Source organism: Sphingobium agrisoli (assembly GCF_041877245.1).
In the GTDB taxonomy this organism is placed as follows: Bacteria; Pseudomonadota; Alphaproteobacteria; order Sphingomonadales; family Sphingomonadaceae; genus Sphingobium.
In genome coordinates this window covers 786,177-803,094 of sequence record NZ_JBHDJI010000001.1, presented here as the reverse complement: position 1 = coordinate 803,094, position 16,918 = coordinate 786,177, and the positions used below count along the sequence as shown (strand labels likewise).

The 16,918-nt window shown below is 60.2% G+C and carries 13 protein-coding genes; 7 read left to right on the top strand and 6 right to left on the bottom strand.

Features of this window, described 5'->3' with window-relative positions; translation table 11 throughout:
• The first annotated feature begins 4 nt into the window (after positions 1–4).
• From ACETPF_RS03795 to ACETPF_RS03785, 3 genes are all read left to right on the top strand, one after another.
• Positions 5–1,417 carry an efflux transporter outer membrane subunit gene (locus ACETPF_RS03795; protein ID WP_373932922.1) on the top strand — a complete coding sequence of 471 codons (1,413 nt, stop codon included), beginning with the start codon at positions 5–7 and terminating at the stop codon, positions 1,415–1,417.
• Between the two features lie 81 nt (positions 1,418–1,498).
• Complete coding sequence (locus tag ACETPF_RS03790) at positions 1,499–1,819, top strand: DUF485 domain-containing protein (RefSeq protein WP_373933068.1); 321 nt, start codon at positions 1,499–1,501, stop codon at positions 1,817–1,819.
• Complete coding sequence (locus ACETPF_RS03785; RefSeq protein ID WP_373932921.1) at positions 1,816–3,513, top strand: cation acetate symporter; 1,698 nt, start codon at positions 1,816–1,818, stop codon at positions 3,511–3,513. Before ACETPF_RS03790 ends, ACETPF_RS03785 begins: the two co-directional genes overlap by 4 nt.
• A 6-nt stretch (positions 3,514–3,519) precedes the next feature.
• On the opposite strand, the gene ACETPF_RS03780 is transcribed toward ACETPF_RS03785, so the two are convergent.
• Complete coding sequence (locus ACETPF_RS03780) at positions 3,520–5,835, bottom strand: putative bifunctional diguanylate cyclase/phosphodiesterase (RefSeq protein WP_373932920.1); 2,316 nt, start codon at positions 5,833–5,835, stop codon at positions 3,520–3,522.
• Entirely contained in the window at positions 5,835–6,458 is a 624-nt protein-coding gene (locus ACETPF_RS03775) for a cupredoxin domain-containing protein (protein ID WP_373932919.1), read from the bottom strand. Before ACETPF_RS03775 ends, ACETPF_RS03780 begins: the two co-directional genes overlap by 1 nt.
• A 148-nt stretch (positions 6,459–6,606) precedes the next feature.
• Here ACETPF_RS03775 and ACETPF_RS03770 point away from each other — a divergent pair, with 148 nt between their 5' ends.
• Both ACETPF_RS03770 and ACETPF_RS03765 read left to right on the top strand, forming a co-directional pair.
• On the top strand, positions 6,607–7,452 hold the full coding sequence (locus tag ACETPF_RS03770; protein ID WP_373932918.1) for a DUF3034 family protein: 846 nt from the start codon (positions 6,607–6,609) through the stop codon (positions 7,450–7,452).
• A 20-nt stretch (positions 7,453–7,472) separates the two neighbouring features.
• Positions 7,473–7,946, top strand: a complete 474-nt coding sequence (locus ACETPF_RS03765) for a group I truncated hemoglobin (RefSeq protein ID WP_373932917.1) — start codon at positions 7,473–7,475, stop codon at positions 7,944–7,946.
• Between the two features lie 359 nt (positions 7,947–8,305).
• Here ACETPF_RS03765 and ACETPF_RS03760 read toward each other — a convergent pair whose 3' ends face one another.
• Positions 8,306–8,755, bottom strand: a complete 450-nt coding sequence (locus ACETPF_RS03760; protein ID WP_373932916.1) for a RidA family protein — start codon at positions 8,753–8,755, stop codon at positions 8,306–8,308.
• 266 nt (positions 8,756–9,021) lie between these two features.
• On the opposite strand from ACETPF_RS03760, the gene ACETPF_RS03755 reads away from it, so the two are divergent.
• Positions 9,022–10,260 (top strand): NAD(P)/FAD-dependent oxidoreductase, encoded by a 1,239-nt coding sequence (locus tag ACETPF_RS03755; protein WP_373932915.1) that lies wholly within the window; start codon positions 9,022–9,024, stop codon positions 10,258–10,260.
• 188 nt (positions 10,261–10,448) lie between these two features.
• On the opposite strand, the gene ACETPF_RS03750 is transcribed toward ACETPF_RS03755, so the two are convergent.
• Positions 10,449–13,295 (bottom strand): TonB-dependent receptor plug domain-containing protein, encoded by a 2,847-nt coding sequence (locus ACETPF_RS03750; RefSeq protein WP_373932914.1) that lies wholly within the window; start codon positions 13,293–13,295, stop codon positions 10,449–10,451.
• A 224-nt stretch (positions 13,296–13,519) separates the two neighbouring features.
• Here ACETPF_RS03750 and hutC point away from each other — a divergent pair, with 224 nt between their 5' ends.
• Complete coding sequence (gene hutC / locus ACETPF_RS03745; RefSeq protein WP_373932913.1) at positions 13,520–14,392, top strand: histidine utilization transcriptional repressor HutC; 873 nt, start codon at positions 13,520–13,522, stop codon at positions 14,390–14,392.
• Between the two features lie 196 nt (positions 14,393–14,588).
• On the opposite strand, the gene ACETPF_RS03740 is transcribed toward hutC, so the two are convergent.
• Both ACETPF_RS03740 and ACETPF_RS03735 read right to left on the bottom strand, forming a co-directional pair.
• Positions 14,589–15,626, bottom strand: a complete 1,038-nt coding sequence (locus ACETPF_RS03740; RefSeq protein ID WP_373932912.1) for an aminotransferase class V-fold PLP-dependent enzyme — start codon at positions 15,624–15,626, stop codon at positions 14,589–14,591.
• Positions 15,627–15,669: 43 nt separating this feature from the next.
• The gene (locus tag ACETPF_RS03735; protein WP_373932911.1) at positions 15,670–16,677 is read right to left on the bottom strand and encodes an ornithine cyclodeaminase family protein; all 1,008 of its coding nucleotides are present in this window, start codon (positions 16,675–16,677) and stop codon (positions 15,670–15,672) included.
• Positions 16,678–16,918: the final 241 nt, after the last annotated feature.

The window sequence follows — 16,918 nt, the reverse complement described above, 5'->3', positions numbered from 1 at the left end:
GATCATGACGCGCAGCATCCATGCGCTGGGCGCGCTCACCCTCTCGCTGGCGCTTGCCGGCTGCGACCTGGCGCCCAAATATGTCCGGCCCGCAAGTTCTGTCCCTGTCGCGTCGCCGCAAGGGCCGGCCTATGCCGCCGATGCGGGGGGCGCGATCGTCCCGGCGGATACGGCCTGGCGCGATTTCTTCACCGACGCGCGGCTGGCGCGGGTGATCGAGACCGCGCTCGCCAACAATCGTGACCTGCGGCTGGCGGTTGCCAATATCGCCCAGGCAAGGGCGCAATATCGGGTGCAGCGTGCCGACCTCCTGCCCACCGTTGGCGCGACCGGCACGGCCACGTATAGCGAGCAGCCGCTGGTCCAGTTCGGCCAATCGCAGCGGCTGAATAACGATGTCTATCAGGCGCAGGTCGGCATTTCCGCCTGGGAGATCGACCTGTTCGGGCGCGTGCGAAACCTGAGTAAAGCAGCGCAGGAGCAATATTTCGCGGCGGTCGAAAATCGCAACGCCGCGCAGACCGCGCTGATCGCCGAAACCGCCAATGCCTGGCTTACCATGGCGGCAGATCAGGAGCGGCTGCGAATCTCCCGCGATCTGGAGCAGGCGTTCGGCAAGACGGTGGAACTGACCCGCGCCCGCTTCGCCAAGGGGATCGCGTCGGAACTGGAGGTGCGGCAGGCGCAGACCAGCTATGACCAGGCGCGGTCCGACATCGCTCAGGCGACGACGTTGGTGGCGCAGGACCAGAATGCGCTCAATCTGCTGGCCGGGACGACAGTGCCGGCCGGCGACCTGCCCGATGCGATGCCGCAGGCGAGCGCGACGCTGGAAAATCTGCCGGCCAATATCCCTTCGGAGGTGCTGCTGCGCCGTCCTGACATTGCGGCGGCAGAGCATGATCTGCGCGCCGCGAACGCCAATATCGGCGCGGCGCGGGCGGCATTCTTCCCCACAATTTCGCTGACGGCGGCGCTCGGCACGGTCAGCCAGGGCCTGTCCAACCTGTTCGGCGGTGGCAGCGATTTCTGGTCTGTCGCGCCATCGGCGAGCCTGCCGATCTTCGATTTCGGGCGGCGCAAGGGCAATCTGCAATATGCCCGCGCCACTTACGACGCTATGGTCGCGACTTACGAGAAGAGCGTGCAGACGGGCTTCCGCGAAGTCGCCGACGCGCTCGCCCGGCGTGGCACGATGGCGCTGCAAGTCGAGGCGCAGACGTCGCTGCGCGATTCGGCGCGGGTTGCCTATACGCTGTCCGAGGCCCGGTTCCGCGCCGGGGTCGACAATTTCCTGTCCACGCTGGATTCGCAGCGGGCGCTCTACAATGCCGAGCAAAGCCTGCTGGCTACGCGGCTGACGCGGGCGAGCAACATGGTCGAACTTTACCGGGCGATGGGCGGCGGCCTTAAATAGCGTCCGCTTCCTTATGCGCATCCCGTTGCAAAGCATTTGTCGGGCTATATCATGCGGTGGAGCGACGCGAAGGGAGGCGGTATGGCGGACGGGCGGGACGCGGCGGTAATAGCAGCGGTGGTGGCCGATCCGCGTTACCAGGCGCTTGTGGCGCGGCGGGCGCGGCTCGGCTGGTTGCTTTCGGCGCTGATCTTCATCGTTTACATCGGCTATCTGCTGCTGATCGCCTTCGACAAGGCGCTGCTTGGCGGGCCGATCGGCGATGGGGTGACGTCGGTGGGTATTCCGATCGGCATCGGCGTGATCCTGCTCGGCATACTGCTGACCGGCTTCTATGTCGCCCATGCCAACCGCCATTATGATGAGGCGATGGCCGATATTCTCGCGGACCATCGCTCATGAGAGCGTGGTTTGTCGCGCTCGCCCTCCTGTTCGCGCCGACGCCGGCTCTGGCCGCCGCGCTGGAGGGCGAGGCGCAGCGGCAGCCAGTCAACTGGGTCGCCATCGCCATGTTTGTTGGCTTCGTCGCGCTGACGCTCTGGATCACCAAGGTGGCTGCCAAAAGCACGCGCACGGCGTCCGATTTCTACACGGCGGGCGGGGGCATCACCGGGTTCCAGAACGGGCTGGCGATGGCGGGCGACTATATGTCGGCGGCATCGTTCCTGGGTATTTCGGCGCAGATTTTCAACGACGGTTATGACGGCCTCATCTACTCCACCGGCTTTCTGGTGGGATGGCCGATCCTGCTGTTCCTGATGGCGGAGCGGTTGCGTAATCTCGGCCGCTTCACGTTTGCCGACGTCGCTTCCTATCGCTTTGCCCAGCCGCCGGTCCGCAGCTTCGCCGCGGCTAGCACGTTGCTGGTCGTGTCCTTCTACCTTATCGCGCAGATGGTGGGGGCGGGGCAGCTCATCAAGCTGCTGTTCGGCCTGCCCTATGCGGTTGCGGTGCTGGTCGTGGGCGCGCTGATGATGCTCTACGTGCTATTCGGGGGCATGCGCGCGACGACATGGGTGCAGATCATCAAGGCGGTGATGCTGCTGGGCGGTGCAAGCTTCATGGCGGTGATGGTGCTGGTGCAGACGGGCTTTTCGCTGGAGGCGCTGTTCGCGCGGGCGGTGGAGGTCAAGACGCAGGCGGCGATCGCGGGCGGCGCGGATGCTGCCACGGCGGTCGAGCGGGGCCAGTCGATCATGATGCCGGGAAATTTCATCAAGGATCCCGTTTCGGCCCTGTCCTTTGGCCTCGCGCTGATGCTGGGAACGGCGGGATTGCCGCATATCCTGATGCGCTTCTTCACCGTCCCCGATGCGAAGGAGGCGCGCGAGTCGGTCTTCTGGGCGACCGGATGGATCGGCTATTTCTACATATTGACCTTCATCATCGGTTTCGGTGCGATCGTACTGGTGGGGACGCAGGGCCGCTATCTCGACGGTGAAGGCGCACTGCTGGGCGGCGGCAATATGGCTGCGATCCATCTTGCCCATGCGGTTGGGGGCGATGCCTTTCTAGGCTTCATCTCCGCCGTGGCGTTCGCGACCATATTGGCGGTGGTGGCTGGGCTGACGCTGTCAGCCGCGTCAGCGGTAAGCCATGATCTTTATGCGACGGTCATCCGCCAAGGACAGAGTGATTCGCGTGCCGAGCTGCGGGTGTCGCGGGTCACTGTGCTGGTGCTGGGCGTGCTCGCGGTGCTGCTCGGCCTGTTGTTCGAGAAGCAGAATGTCGCCTTCATGGTCAGCCTGGCGTTCGCATTGGCGGCGTCGGGCAATTTTCCGGTGCTGGTCATGTCGCTGCTCTGGCCGGGCTGCACGACGCGCGGGGCGACATGGGGCGGCCTCATCGGGCTGATGACTGCGTTCGTGCTGACGCTGTTTTCGCCAGCGGTGTGGACCAACAGCTTTGCCCTTGGGGCCGCACCATTTCCCTACAGTTCACCGGCGATCTTCTCTGTGCCAGCGGGTTTCTTGGGCATCTGGCTGATTTCGCTGCTCGACAGATCGCCACGTGCGGCGATCGACAAGGCCGGTTATGCGGAGCAGAGAGTGCGGGCGGAAACCGGGATCGGTGCGTTTGGGGCGAGCGATCACTGATGGCGGTCAGGCCGCCAGTTGGTCCCGATCGAGCTTGCTGAGCAAGGCACCCACATGGCTGGCGGGGATTGGCTTGCTGAAGAAATAGCCCTGGATCTGGCCACATCCCTCGGCGCGCAATATTTCCAGCTGGTCGCTATTCTCCACTCCCTCCGCCGTCGTTTCGATGCCGAGCGCATCGGCCAGCGTCGTGATCGCGCGGATGATCGCGGTCGCGCCCTCATGCGCCAGCAGGTCGACGATGAAGCTGCGGTCGATCTTGAGCTTGTCGAAGGGAAAGCTGCGCAGATAGGAAAGTGAGGAGTAGCCTGTCCCGAAATCGTCGAGCGCCACCCGCACGCCCAGCGCGCGGAGCGAATGGAGCGAGGCAAGGGTCGCTTCGACATTGTCGATGAAGAGGCTCTCGGTAATCTCCAGTTCCAGCCGCTGCGGCGCCAGCCCCGAGCGTGCGAGCGCCTGAAGCACGATGCCGTTTAACGTGCTGCTGCGGAACTGGACCGGCGACACGTTCACCGCGACGCGGATATGATCGGGCCAAGTGGCCGCAATGCGGCAGGCTTCGTGAATCACCCATTCGCCGATCGGGATGATGAGGCCGGTTTCCTCCGCCAGGGGAATGAACTGGATGGGTGAGACCATCCCGCGCGTGGGATGGTTCCAGCGCAGCAGCGCCTCGAACGCCGTCACCCGGTTTTGCGACAGGCCGAAGAGCGGCTGGAAATGCAGTTCCAGTTCGCCATTGCGGAGCGCGTCGTGGAGGTCGATTTCCATCGCCCGGCGCGCCTGCGCTTCGGCGTCCATCGCTTCCTCGAAGAAGCGGTGCGCATTCTTGCCGTCCTGCTTTGCGCGATAGAGGGCAAGGTCGGCATTCTTGAGCAGGCTGGTGGCGTCGTCACCATCCTGTGGGGCGAGCGCGATGCCGACGCTCGCGCCGGTGACGATGCGGTGGCCGTTGACCTGGAAGGGGCGGGCGAGGGCGTTGACGATGGCCCGGCCGGTCTGGTCGGCCTGGCTCGCTCCGTCGGTCAAGATGACCGCGAACTCATCGCCGCCGAGCCGAGCGACGAAGCCGCCGCGACAGGTTTCGTTGAGCCGGGCCGCGACTTCGCATAGCAGCGCGTCCCCGGTCGGGTGGCCCAGCGTGTCGTTCACCGACTTGAAATTGTCGAGGTCGAGGCAGAACAGGGCAAGGCCGTCGCCCCGTTGCAGTGCAAGCGCGATCTGCTCGCGCAGCAAGCTGCGGTTGGCAAGGCCAGTGAGCCCGTCATGGAAGGCCATGTGCGCGATCTGCCTCTCGCGCGCCTCAACCGCGTTCACCATCAGGTTGAAGCTGCGCGCCAGCCGGCCGACCTCGTCACGGGTCTCGACCTTCACCTCGGCATGTTCGCCCGAACTGACCCGACGCGCCGCCTTTTCCAGAGCGACGATCGGCCGGGCGAGGCTGCGCGACATGACGAACGCGCCCCAGAGCGCCAGCATCGTACCTATCACGCCGAACAGCAGCAGCGCGGTCAGGATCGGCGAATAGGCCGCCATGGCCCGGGTGAGGCTATATTCCAGCACCAGCATCTGCGGCGCGGAGGGCACCAGATTTTCGACCGGGCGTGCCTGGACCAGCATATGGTGGCCCGCGCGCGTCACCTCATCAGTCGCGATCGTCGCGCCCTTGGTAGCGCGCAAGCCGGCAGGCAGGGCGGTGACCGGCAGTAGTCGGGGGTGCAGGTCGGAGGCCGAAAGGCGCGCCATCTGCCGCAGGTCACCCGGCCGCATATTCTTGGCGAAGACAACCCAGCCGGTCAGCATTGGCGCGCGTACCGGCGCGGCGGCGACCATATGGCTGTGACTGCCCCAGCGGACGATGCCCTGTTCGCGCCCGGCGTCGAGCGCGTCGTACAACTGCGTCGTTTCGGCGGCGGTCAATTCGCGCATGTCGCCCGCCATCGACCCGTCGACCGCGACGAACAGCGCGTGGTCGATGCCAAAGCGGCGCTTGAGGCTGTCGAGCGCCGAGCCGATGGTCGGCGCGTCGCCCGTGCCCACTGCCTCGCGGAAGCCAAAATCGCTGGCGAGCACAATGCCGGCCTGGGCCAGTTGGCGGAATTGTAGCGCGGTCATCCGGTCGAACAGAGCGCTGCCCGCCGTCATCTCCTTGCGGACGGCGCTATCGGCATAGCGTTCGATCGCGCTGCGGGTGGCGTAGAGCGAGACGCCCATGACCGCGACGAACATCGCGCCATAGAGCAAGGTCATCTTGAGAGTCAGGGCCGAATGCAGGCGCAGCACCGCCCGCCGGTATCGCCGATGCAGAACGAGGAGCCGCATCAGCGGCCCGCGCGCAGCGCCACGGCGGCGCTTTTGGCGACCGATCCGCTGCCCGGAATGGGCACCAGGATCAGTTGCTCATTGTCTTTCGCCTTCATCAATGGATGCCAGATGGTGACCTGCGCCGTCCCTGCGGCGAGGCCCGCGATGCGGACCTGGCCCGCTGCGTTGCTCTTTGCGGCGAAGGGGGTATCGACCACCTTGATGAAGCCGCTCATCTGATCGTGGATGTTGCAGCCCAGTGCGACGGCACCTGCGCTTTTGAAGACGTAGCTGCGCGTTTCGTCCTTGCCGAAAAGCTTGATCTCGAACTTCGCTGGTTTCGAGAAGGAATAGACGTGGTGGCGCACCTTGTCATGATTTGGAAAGCGCACCATCGCGCCTACTGGCACAATCAGTACATGCGGCGCGAAGGCGATATTTTCCTGCACCATCGTCGTGCCCCACGGGAAACGGATCGGCCCGGCGGGGACGCCGCCTGCGGGGCGGACGGTCACCACGGCGTCGCTGACAGGCTTCCCTGCCGCATCGATGACCCTAAGGTCGAGGTCGCCGGCATAGGCGGCAGGAATGCCGATCACCGTGGCAAGGATGGGCAGAGGAAGAAAAGAAATATTGCGCATGGTAGCGCCTGATAATCCTGAACATTGAATAAAAGATTAGTGCAGTTCGGGGCAGGTTCTTGGGCGTTTCAAGAAAGTCGCGGATAACTGGCTATTAACCTTGTTGCGCTAGGTCGCGGCCATGAAGATCGCAGCTTTGGCAATGGCCATGACATTCGCATTGACCGTGCTCGCGCCGGCCGATTCGCTGGCGAGACCGCTCCGTAATGGGGGGAAATTGCTGCTGACCAACGGCATTTCATCGTTGGAAGGGGCGAGCGGCGGCGGCCTTACGCCCTGGGCGGTGATCGCGGGAAACGAGACCAGCGACGGCATCGGCCTGTCGGGTCATGGGACGCTGGTCGAGGTCAAGGATTATGACTATCAGAGCGCGGGCGTGGCGATCGGAATCCGCGACCGGCTGGAATTCAGCTACGCGCACCAGAATTTCAACACTAATGACATCGGCGTCGCGCTTGGCCTTGGTAAGGATTACGCATTCTCGCAAGATGTGATTGGCGCCAAGCTGGGGTTGGCCGGCGACCTGGTCTATGACCGCATGCCGGCCGTGGCGGTCGGGGTGCAGTATAAGAAGAACAATAATGGCGCGATCGTTCGCGCGGTCGGCGCCAGGCATGACGAGGGCATTGACTATTATGCCTCCGTCAGCCGACTGTTCCTGTCGCGGTCCATCCTGCTGTCGGGCACGGTGCGGCTGACCAAGGCCAACCAGCTTGGCATATTGGGCTTCGGGGGCGACAAGAAGGATGAATATGGCGTACAGTTCGAGGGATCGGCCGCCTGGCAATTGTCGCGCCGCTTCGCGGTGGGGGGCGAGTTCCGGTCCAAGCCCGACAATCTAGGCATCGCTCGGGAAGATGACTGGTTCGACGCCTTCGCCGCCTATGCACTTAACCGCCGCCTGACCGCCACCATCGCCTATGCCGACCTGGGCTCGATAGCCACGGTCAAGGGGCAACGCGGACTATTCCTCCAGCTTCAGGCAGCCTTCTGATATTTCCGGGGATTTCCGCCATGTCGATATTTCTCTCCTTCCTCCTGGCTCAGGCCGCACCCTATGCGATGCCCGGCGAGGAGGCGGTCGATCCCTACACGGTCGATGATCGCAACGCCGGCGCGACACCTTTCATAGGGTCGGGCATGGCGGACGCCTTTCATGGACAGGAAGGCATCCGCCGGATTGTCGCCCATTTCGTCGAAGGCAACTTCACCGATCCGGTGATTGGCGAGATTTTCGCCAATCAGGACAAGGTGCGGCTGAGGCGGACTCTGTTCGAGCAATTCTGCTACATATTGAACGCCGGGTGCAGCTATACCGGCCGCGACATGGCGAGCGCGCACAAGGATATGGGCGTCCAGAAAGCGGACATGAACCGGTTGGTCGAGCGGTTGCAGGCAGCGATGCAGGCGGAGGGTGTCGACTTCCAGGCGCAGAACCGCTTCCTCGCAAAGCTCGCGCCGATGCGTCGCGACGTGTTGCAGAAATAGGCGTCGCTCAGCGCGACGGTGCGATCGCCAAGCGCTGTCAAAAGCGGCCAGGATAAAGGCCGCCGTCCATCAGGATATGCCTTTTAATCAGATAGCCAGCGTCGCGGCTGCATAGGAAGGCGGACATCGCCGATATCATCGGGATCGCCGCCGCGCCCGGCGATGGCGTTGCCGGTCAGATCCTGGGTGATTTCCTTGGAATTTTGTGACGGCCATGCCCGAATAGCGCGCCCCCAGTCCGAAGGCGAAGCTGGTCGGAGCAGTGCGGGTTGCGTTCGACATGCCGATCATCGGCATCGGCACGCACACCGTCGACGAGGTCCATTCGACCGCAACGTTAGGTCGCGTTGCCGGGAGAATTATTTCCCTTTTCCGACATAGGCTTCGCACTGCACCTCGACACCGGGACCTCTCAGCGATGAGACACCGGTGGCCTTACGCACCGGATATCGCCCTGGCTTGAAATATGTCTTGTACACCTCGTTAAAGGCAGCCCACTGATCCATGTTTGTGAGGGCGACATCGCATTTATAGACATCGTCCATGGTGGCGCCCGCCATCTTCAGTTCGGCAGCAATCTTGTCCATTGCGTTGGCTGTCTCGATCGCAAAGTCGGTCGGCAAGGAGCCGTCGGCCGCATAACCGACAGCACCAGAAACATAGACCCGATCCCCCACGCGCACGGCATGCGAGAATGGCTTTGTCGTGCCGGGCATCTGAAAAAACTGGACAGGGGGTTTGCCGACCGCATTTCCAGTCGTCGCCAGCGCGGCAAACGAAGCCATAAAGATTCCGATGGTTCTCAACATGTCTTTCTCCAATCGCCCTTTGGCCGTCCAGCCCAATCTAGCCACGTTCATGCAACTTTGAAGCTATTGCAGTATTCCGATTTTTCTTTATATGTCTATACATATTTTTGAGATAATTTGTTATCCATGCGCGCGCTGTCGCGAGGCGGGAATAGCCGGAGCAGGTATGGGTCGCCCCTCATCCCCGGATTGCGGAAGCTGACACAGGATTGCGGCCAAAAAGGAGGCAGAATGATGTGCGAACATAAGCAGGCAGGTATAAGCTGATGGAGCGGCGAACGTTTCTAGGACTCGCCGCGGGCGCTGGACTCTCGTCACTTTTGATGAGTTGCGACAGTAGAGCTACGGGGAGCGCGGGCAGCAAACTCCGGATCGCGATTATCGGAGGGGGTATCGTCGGCGCTTCAATTGCAATGTTCTGTGCGCGGGCAGGGGCCAATGTGACACTGCTGGAAAAAGCGGCCCCAGCAGCAGGCGCGACTTCCAAATCATTCGCGTGGATCAACGCCTTCCATGACGACGAGACCTATACGGGTTTACGGCTGGAGGCGATTAAGCACTGGCAGCAACTGGACAAGCCGCTCGGCATGAATGTCATTTGGGGCGGCTATGTGGCCTTCACTGACAAGCCTGAAGACAAGGGCCGTTTTGCGACACAGGATAAGGGATTGACCAAATATGGTTTTCCCTTCGAGCATCTCGACATGGCGGCGCTGAAGCAAAGGGCACCTGAGATCGACCCGGGCCATCTGGTAGAAGGGCTCTATTCGCCGTCGGGGGGGCATGTCGATCCGGTGCATGCGACAAATCGTTTTTTGGCGGCAGCAACATCTGCAGGAGCCAAGATCCTATATCCGCGCCTGGTGAGCGCCATTGACCCTGCCACCAACGGTTCGGAGGGGGTAACACTTATAACGGCCGACGGGAGAGAAAAATTTGATCATGTCATCGTTGCCGCGGGAGTAGACGTCCCAGCCCTGCTAGCTCCTATCGGGTACAAGGCGCCGCTGCTCTATAGGCCTGGAGCACTTGTCCATTCCAAGCGCATGCCAATTATCACGAAGCATGTTTATGATGGTCCGACTTTGCTGGAATGGAGGCAGGCGGCTGACGGATCGTTCGTGGGCCTGGATTCTTCCGGTCCGCCGAAGATCCCAGTTCACGAGGCAGGCATACTCGATCATCCGATGGAATTTCCGCCGGGCATCGACCAGATGCACGGGGAGCGCATCCTATCGAAATTGGCCAAATATGTCCCAGCAATCAAAAATGCCGAATATGATCATATGACGCTGGGGTTGCGACCATATCCTGTTGATGACAGGCCAATCTTTGGGCAGATTCCCGGCGTTCCCGGCGTTTCGGTCTGCGTCACCCATAGCGGCATGACACTTGCCGCGCTTCTCGGAGCGTACATGGCCAACGAAGTCGTCGGTGGCAAAACCGAAGCGTTGATGGCGCCCTACCGACCTGCGAGAGCATTTAAGCAGCCTCCGCCTGCATAGGGTATCGCTACACCGCGAGCCTCAACATCGACACGAACGCCGCTGAACCGTGTGTCCGGTTCAGCGGCGCTCTTCGTTTGACCAGGGTCATCTGCGAGTGCCGTAGGCATCGGGTAACAGGCACGCCGTAAAAAAAGCCGCCGCTCCGTGGGAAAGAGCGGCGGCCGATAGCATTGCCGGTCAGGTGATTACATCTTGAACCGGACACCCAGACGGAAGGTACGGCCCAGCACATCGTAAAGCGCCGGGTTAATGCTCAGCGGTGCAGCACCGACGAATGTTCCCAAAGCAGCCTGAGCCGGTGCCTTGTTGGCAATATTGTCCACCGCGCCGTAAAGCTCGAACCCTCCAGCAAACTCATAGCTGGCATTGGCATCGAAGTAGGTCGCGCCCGGCACATGGTTGTCGTTGATGGTCGTGGCAGCAGCGGTCGAAGTCGGGCACGCGGACGCGCACTCGAGATACTCGTTGCTGTAGACGCCGCTGCTTATGCCCCGCATGGTAAAGCCGACCGCCGCCTGCCCGTTGTCCCAGCCTGCGGTCAGGTTGTACCGCCATTTCGGCGTCGAAGGGATCAGCCCAGCAGTATTGCCGTTCGCGCTGTTTGTGCCGGCATATTCGATAGCGGTCACGCCGTTATCGAACCTGTTCTTGATGAAGCGTGTCGCCAGCGCACGTAGGGTAACGTTGCCCCCCAGCTTGGAAGACACGTCATTAAGCGAAAGTCGATAGCTGGTTTCAAAGTCGATACCCCGGGCGAGTTGTTTTGCCAGGTTGACCGGTTGGACCCGAATTTCCGAAATGAATCCGGCCGAATTGCGGATCACGGACGGGCAAAGAGCAGTATTGCCAGCGAAGCACTGATTGACGACGTCCTGCACAGCGACCGTGGCGATCGAACCCTTAATGTCGATGTTGTAATAATCGACCGATGCCGCGAAGCCAGGCAGGAAGCGCGGACGGAACACGACGCCAAGGCCCAGATTGTTGGCGATTTCCGGCTTCAAATCTGGATTGCCGCGGGTAACGATGAAGACGGTGTTGGCTACTCCGCCATTTGCCGGATCGGTTGGTGTTCCGGTTGATGTCACGTTCGACGCAAAGACTTCACCCAGATTGGGTGCCCGAATATCGCGAGAACGAATGACGCGGAATGTGATGTCCTCAATCGGAGTGTAATTCAACCCGGCTTTCCACGTCGTGACGCTACCCGACGTGCTGTAATCGGCTATCCGTACCGCGCCTTCGAAGTTCAGAGACTTGCCGAGTGAACTGTCCTTGAGCAACGGAACGACGGCAGCCAGGAACCCTTCCTTCACGTTGTACGCGCCGATAGTTGGCTTGTAATTTGCCGCGAAATAGGAGTTGACCTTGGCAAGCGGATCGGAATCACCCGTAATGGATTCCTTACGATATTCCAGTCCGGCCGCGACCGAAACATCGCCCGCCCAGGTCGAGAAAGGGTCGCCCTTCAAGGTTGCCGAAACGACTTTTTCAGTGAGCTTGTTCTTGCCCCATGGTTTGCCAAGGACATAGTTGCGCGCGTTCGGATCTACCACCCCAGTGCCGAAGATATTATAGGGGACGCAACCGTCATTTGGGTTGGTCAGAGTCGAGCGGCAGACGATGACCCCGTTGGCATTACGCACGGCGTCGATCGCGCCCCTGTATCTGGCGGTATTTGTTACACTTGCTTCAAAGTCGAAGTCATTGACCGTTTGCTGACCGTAGATGTCCCACGTCCAGTTGCGGTCGCCCAATTTGAAGTCGCCGCTGGCCCCCAGTACGCCGCGCCATGACGAACGGTCCGTACGCGCAACGATGTATCCGAGATCCTGATTGAAGCTTCCAAGGCTGAAACTGCTGGTCACCCGGCTGGCGATGCTGGCTGGGATGAAGGCGTTGTCGGGCTGGATCGTGATGTTGCCGTAATTCCACTGATTACCGACCGAGCCTCGCGACTTGGACTTTGTGTAGGAACCCTGCGCGAACACCTCGATGTGGTCTGTCAGATCATAGCTGATTCTGCCGAATAGATTGCCCCGCTTGGATTTCGGAGCAAGGCTGGCGGTCGTCGAAAAGTCGGCATATTGCCACTGGGCACCCTGCATGAAGTTGCCGCTGATCAAGCCGTAGTTGAACTGTGCGGGCACCCCGCCTTCACCAAAATAGGTGCCGCGCAACGGGCCCGATGTGATGATGCCGCCTGGCGTCGCATTGTTGAAGCCAACCGCCGGGCTGTTGATCAGCCTCGGTTGACCATTTCCTGCCACATAGGCTGGGTTGTTGAAAATTTTGGCGCCATTGTACCAGTCTCGACCGCCTTGACCTATGACGCCGGCGGTGTAGGCATATTCGGTACTGAATAGGATATGGCCGCGGCCGCCGCCAAAAGTGGTTCCGGCTGCGAGCGAAAGATTGTAGCTTTCGTTGTCGCCATAGGTTGTGATACCGCCCTGCGCGCCACCTTTGATGCCAGTATATTCCTTGTCGAGTACGAAATTGACGACACCGGCAATGGCGTCCGAGCCCCAGTCGGCCGACGCGCCACCAGTCACCACGTCGACGCGTTTGACGAGATTTTGCGGGAACTGATTGACGTCGACCCAACCATTGATGGTTGCCGCGCCGACGCGCTGTCCATCAAGCAGAACCAGCGTGCGGTTGGCGCCAAGATTTCGGAGATTGAGAGCATTGATGCCGACGCCGCCTGCGCTTAGCGCCTGCGTTGCGGTTGCTGGTGTCACGCTGCCCGCGAATGCCGGCAGTTCGTTCACGACGTTGGCGATGTTGCTCGGCGCCTTTGCGGCTAGGGCATCCGCGCCGAGTACAGTCACCGGAACGGGAGCTTGATATCCGTCGCGGATGACGCGCGTGCCGGTTACAACGATTTCTCCAGTTTCTTTGGCCTTTTCAGCGTCGGCTTGTTCTTGCGCGAATGCTACGCCCGTGAAGGCGGTGCTGGTCATTAACGCCACCAGCCCGGCTTTAAATACCCCCATATTCATGTCGTGTGCTCCCTCTTCAACTGCCATCCGCGTTACGCACCCCGCCTTTCGCCGAGGGTCACGCAATTCGGTAAAGTTCCTCCTGCACGTCTTTTATGTATAGACATATGCATGACATGAATCTGCATTCTGTCAATGGTTAAAATTGCGCTCGATTGGCGAGGTAATGGGGGGTGGGTCTTGGATACGAGTTTGTACAGGCTGAGAGGCGCGGTGTTCATAAAAACGGCTCAAAATCAGTATGATGAAACATGATTTTGCGCGTTTCTTCACGGCTTAAAGCGGTGTCGATTTTGCAAGAGGCCATCAAAACTAGCCGCAAAGACATCCCCTATGATAAGAGGCTGCCTGTGCATGGCTGGAAAGAATCGGATCCGTTCGTGGTGGCAACCATAAATAGACTAGACAAAATTGAGGACGTGCGAGACGAGCTTTCTCTGCATGATCGTATCCGGCAGGATATTGAAACGAAGGTAATGTCGGGAGCGTGGGCGCCGGGCCACCGCATTCCCTACGAGCACGAACTGATGAAGCAGTACGATTGCTCGCGCATGACGATCAACAAGGCGCTGAGCACGCTTGTCGAGCGTGGATTGATCGAGCGGCGCAAGCGTGCCGGTTCATTCGTTTCGGCACCAAAATCCCACCGTGCATTTTTCGATCTTCCAGATCTTCGGTCGCAAATGATGAGCGAGGGACGCAAATATGACTTCGACCTCGCTGAGCGCGTTGTCCGCGAAGCTACAGCTAGCGACCGATCCCACCTCAATATTACAAGTGGCCAGGTTCTCGCGCTAAAATGTACGCATTTTGTTGATGGGAAAGCCTATTGCCTGGAGGACAGGATCATCAACCTGTCACAAGCGCCTGAAGCGCGCAGTGCTCAGTTCGATCGCGAACCGCCCAGTTCATGGCTTTTCGGCCATGTTCCTTGGAGCGACGCGCACCACCGCATTTCTGCCATCAATGCCGACACCGAAATAGCCGATATGCTAGGTATCCGCCAGGAAAGCGCTTGTATAGTTGTCGAGCGCTGGACTTGGCGCGTAGAAGCAAAGATCACTTATGTCCGCAACGTTTATCCGGGGAGTGAGTTCAGCATCGAAACTCAATTTCGCCCCTGAAAAGGGCTCGCTTCAGTATGGAAGATCCCCATCGAGCCGATGGATCTCGACGTGCTCTTCTGGAATGTGACCGATTCTGAGTAGAGGCCGACGCGAAGTGCTCTGCCACATGCAAGCTGGATCGTTTCGAGCTAGAGTTTTCAGCCTCGGATTTCCCTGGCTGGGCAAGGAGGCGTGGCATGAAGGCATCGTTTCTTCAACGAGCGTTGGCCATGCGGACGAAATCCACCGCCGCTGCGACGTCCTCCTCGTCGTTGTAAAGATGGAAGGAAAAGCGGGCTTTTCCTCCCCTGAGCGTAAAGCTGATATCTTCAGGGAGAGACCCGATAGATCCGGCATCGATAGAGATAATCGAGGAACGGTGCGGGGGCAGGTCTAGCGCTTCGCAAAAGCGGTGCACGAGCGCGAGATTATGTTTCTCAATCCGCGCAATGCCTATGTCGGCCAGCATATTGAGCGATTGTACCGCAGCAGCGATAGCAATGAAGTTGGGCACAACGTCGAAGCGTCGCGCATCAGGGGCAGATTGTCCCCCCGGTCCGTACGGCGCGGCGTGTACCTCAAGATTGCCAACCCAGGACCGATGTCCCGCGCGCACATGCTCCATGGCGCGCGGGCTGAGGCCGATGAATGCCGGACCGTTGGGCGTCATAAGCCATTTGTAGCAGGCGCTAATGAACACATCGCATAGGTCGGGATCAAAATGGAACCAGCCACAGGCTTGGGTCACGTCAACGAGGGTCAGCGCGCCGACTTTTTGCGCGGCCGCAGAGATGGCGGGCAGATCGGCGATGCGGCCATCAGCCGATTGAACCAAGCCGAACGCCACTGCCGCGTGATAGGGACGCAGCGCATCGGCCAAATGTTCAAGCGGAGCGAACTCCAGACGCACGCCGCGCGGTGCATGATGCAGATAGGGATAGATGTTCGAATTATGCTCACCTGCAGGCGCCAGCAACACTGCATTTTCAGGGAGATTAGCGGCGACTCCCGATAAAGTTGCCGCAACCGTGTGGCCGACTCCGATGCGTTCCGTGCCAACCCCTACGAACGCAGCGAATGCTCGTCGTGCCACGTCGAGTTGATCTACTGCATCGCCCCAATTCAGCGTGCCGCTCGCCCATGCATCCAGAACTCCGCGCGCGGCCTCAACCGCTGCGGGGCCGGGCAGGCCGGTCAGAGCGGTGTTGAGATAGCCGCTTCGACTGGGAATGATGAGTGGCTGTGCAGTCATCTCCGAGGGCTCCTGGCGGTTTCGGCAGCCTTTACGCACATGGTTACAGCTTCACCCGCGTGCCAAGACCTTTTGCGCAAGCAACTTCGTATATCCTCTGTGCAGGATAAAGATCTTCGGCGGGCATGCCCAGCGACTTGAACATGGTGATTTCGTGAGCATTCTCGCGCCCACGCACGGCGCCATTCAGTGCAGAACCAATCTCGCCGATAATATGGGTAGTATCGATCGCGCCGTCAGCCAGCGCATGTAAGTATTCGCCTGCGCTTACGTCGATCATGGCGCGATAGTCCACCCATAGCGACGAGCGGACAACCGCCGCGGTGTCGATTTCCCGATAGTCCGCCGTGCTTGATCCGACGATGTTGAGATGCATTCCCGGTTCCAGCATGTCACCGAACATGATGGGCGTTTTGGCCGCTGTTGTCGTACAGACAATATCCGATCCGGCTACAGCATCGGCCACGGCCGGCGTAGAAAAGGCGCGCACGGCATATCTGGCAGCGACCGCTTCCGAAAACGCTGTGGCTTTGACGGGGTCCCGACCCCAGCAGCGGACTTCTTCAATCGGGCGTACCATCTTAATGGCGTCAACATGTCGCAACGCCTGTTCGCCATAGCCCAATATCGTAAGTATTTGGGAATCCTGGCGAGCGAGCGCTCGCGTCGCAACGGCGCTTGCCGCCGCGGTGCGCGCAGCCGTGATTTCCCCACCGTGAAGCAATGCCACCAATGCGCCATCATCAGCGTCAAACAACAATACAGCGCCGCGGTGCGAGTCCAGCCCGCGACCAAAATTATCCGGAAAAACAGAAATTACCTTGGCCCCGAAGCAGGCCGGTTCGCGAACAGCCCCGAACATCATCGACAAAACCCGTCCGCGATCCTGAACATCGGGAAGCGGAAGGATTTGCCTGACATCCTGCCTGACCGCTCCGCCTGAAACGCCGCGCAGGGATTGTTCGACCACCTCAATCCACTCGGCAGGCGAGAGCGCTTCAGCCACCGTGGCAGCATCGACAACCAGAATCTGACTTTCTGCTTTGTTCACCAGGTGCCGCCCTTTTGCTCGTCAAAGCCATTATGTCTATACAATAACAATCCGTCAACTGCTGACAAGGCGTCATCCAGCATGAGGGCAGGGATGGACTACTTCCGTATGCCCACAGCGAAAATTCTCTGTCGGCACGGCCTCAGATACATATGTATAGACATTGATGGATCTAGGGTATTTAGTAACCTGGCGTGATGAGCGTCGGCAAAACTGCGAAAAAGACCGGGGTTGATCCCAA

Coding starts and splice junctions, on each gene's coding strand:
- ACETPF_RS03795 (WP_373932922.1), top strand. CDS start 5: ATGACGCGCAGCATCCATGCGCTGGGCGCGCTCACCCTCTCGCTGGCG.
- ACETPF_RS03790 (WP_373933068.1), top strand. CDS start 1,499: ATGGCGGACGGGCGGGACGCGGCGGTAATAGCAGCGGTGGTGGCCGAT.
- ACETPF_RS03785 (WP_373932921.1), top strand. CDS start 1,816: ATGAGAGCGTGGTTTGTCGCGCTCGCCCTCCTGTTCGCGCCGACGCCG.
- ACETPF_RS03780 (WP_373932920.1), bottom strand. CDS start 5,835: ATGCGGCTCCTCGTTCTGCATCGGCGATACCGGCGGGCGGTGCTGCGC.
- ACETPF_RS03775 (WP_373932919.1), bottom strand. CDS start 6,458: ATGCGCAATATTTCTTTTCTTCCTCTGCCCATCCTTGCCACGGTGATC.
- ACETPF_RS03770 (WP_373932918.1), top strand. CDS start 6,607: ATGACATTCGCATTGACCGTGCTCGCGCCGGCCGATTCGCTGGCGAGA.
- ACETPF_RS03765 (WP_373932917.1), top strand. CDS start 7,473: ATGTCGATATTTCTCTCCTTCCTCCTGGCTCAGGCCGCACCCTATGCG.
- ACETPF_RS03760 (WP_373932916.1), bottom strand. CDS start 8,755: ATGTTGAGAACCATCGGAATCTTTATGGCTTCGTTTGCCGCGCTGGCG.
- ACETPF_RS03755 (WP_373932915.1), top strand. CDS start 9,022: ATGGAGCGGCGAACGTTTCTAGGACTCGCCGCGGGCGCTGGACTCTCG.
- ACETPF_RS03750 (WP_373932914.1), bottom strand. CDS start 13,295: ATGGCAGTTGAAGAGGGAGCACACGACATGAATATGGGGGTATTTAAA.
- hutC (WP_373932913.1), top strand. CDS start 13,520: ATGATTTTGCGCGTTTCTTCACGGCTTAAAGCGGTGTCGATTTTGCAA.
- ACETPF_RS03740 (WP_373932912.1), bottom strand. CDS start 15,626: ATGACTGCACAGCCACTCATCATTCCCAGTCGAAGCGGCTATCTCAAC.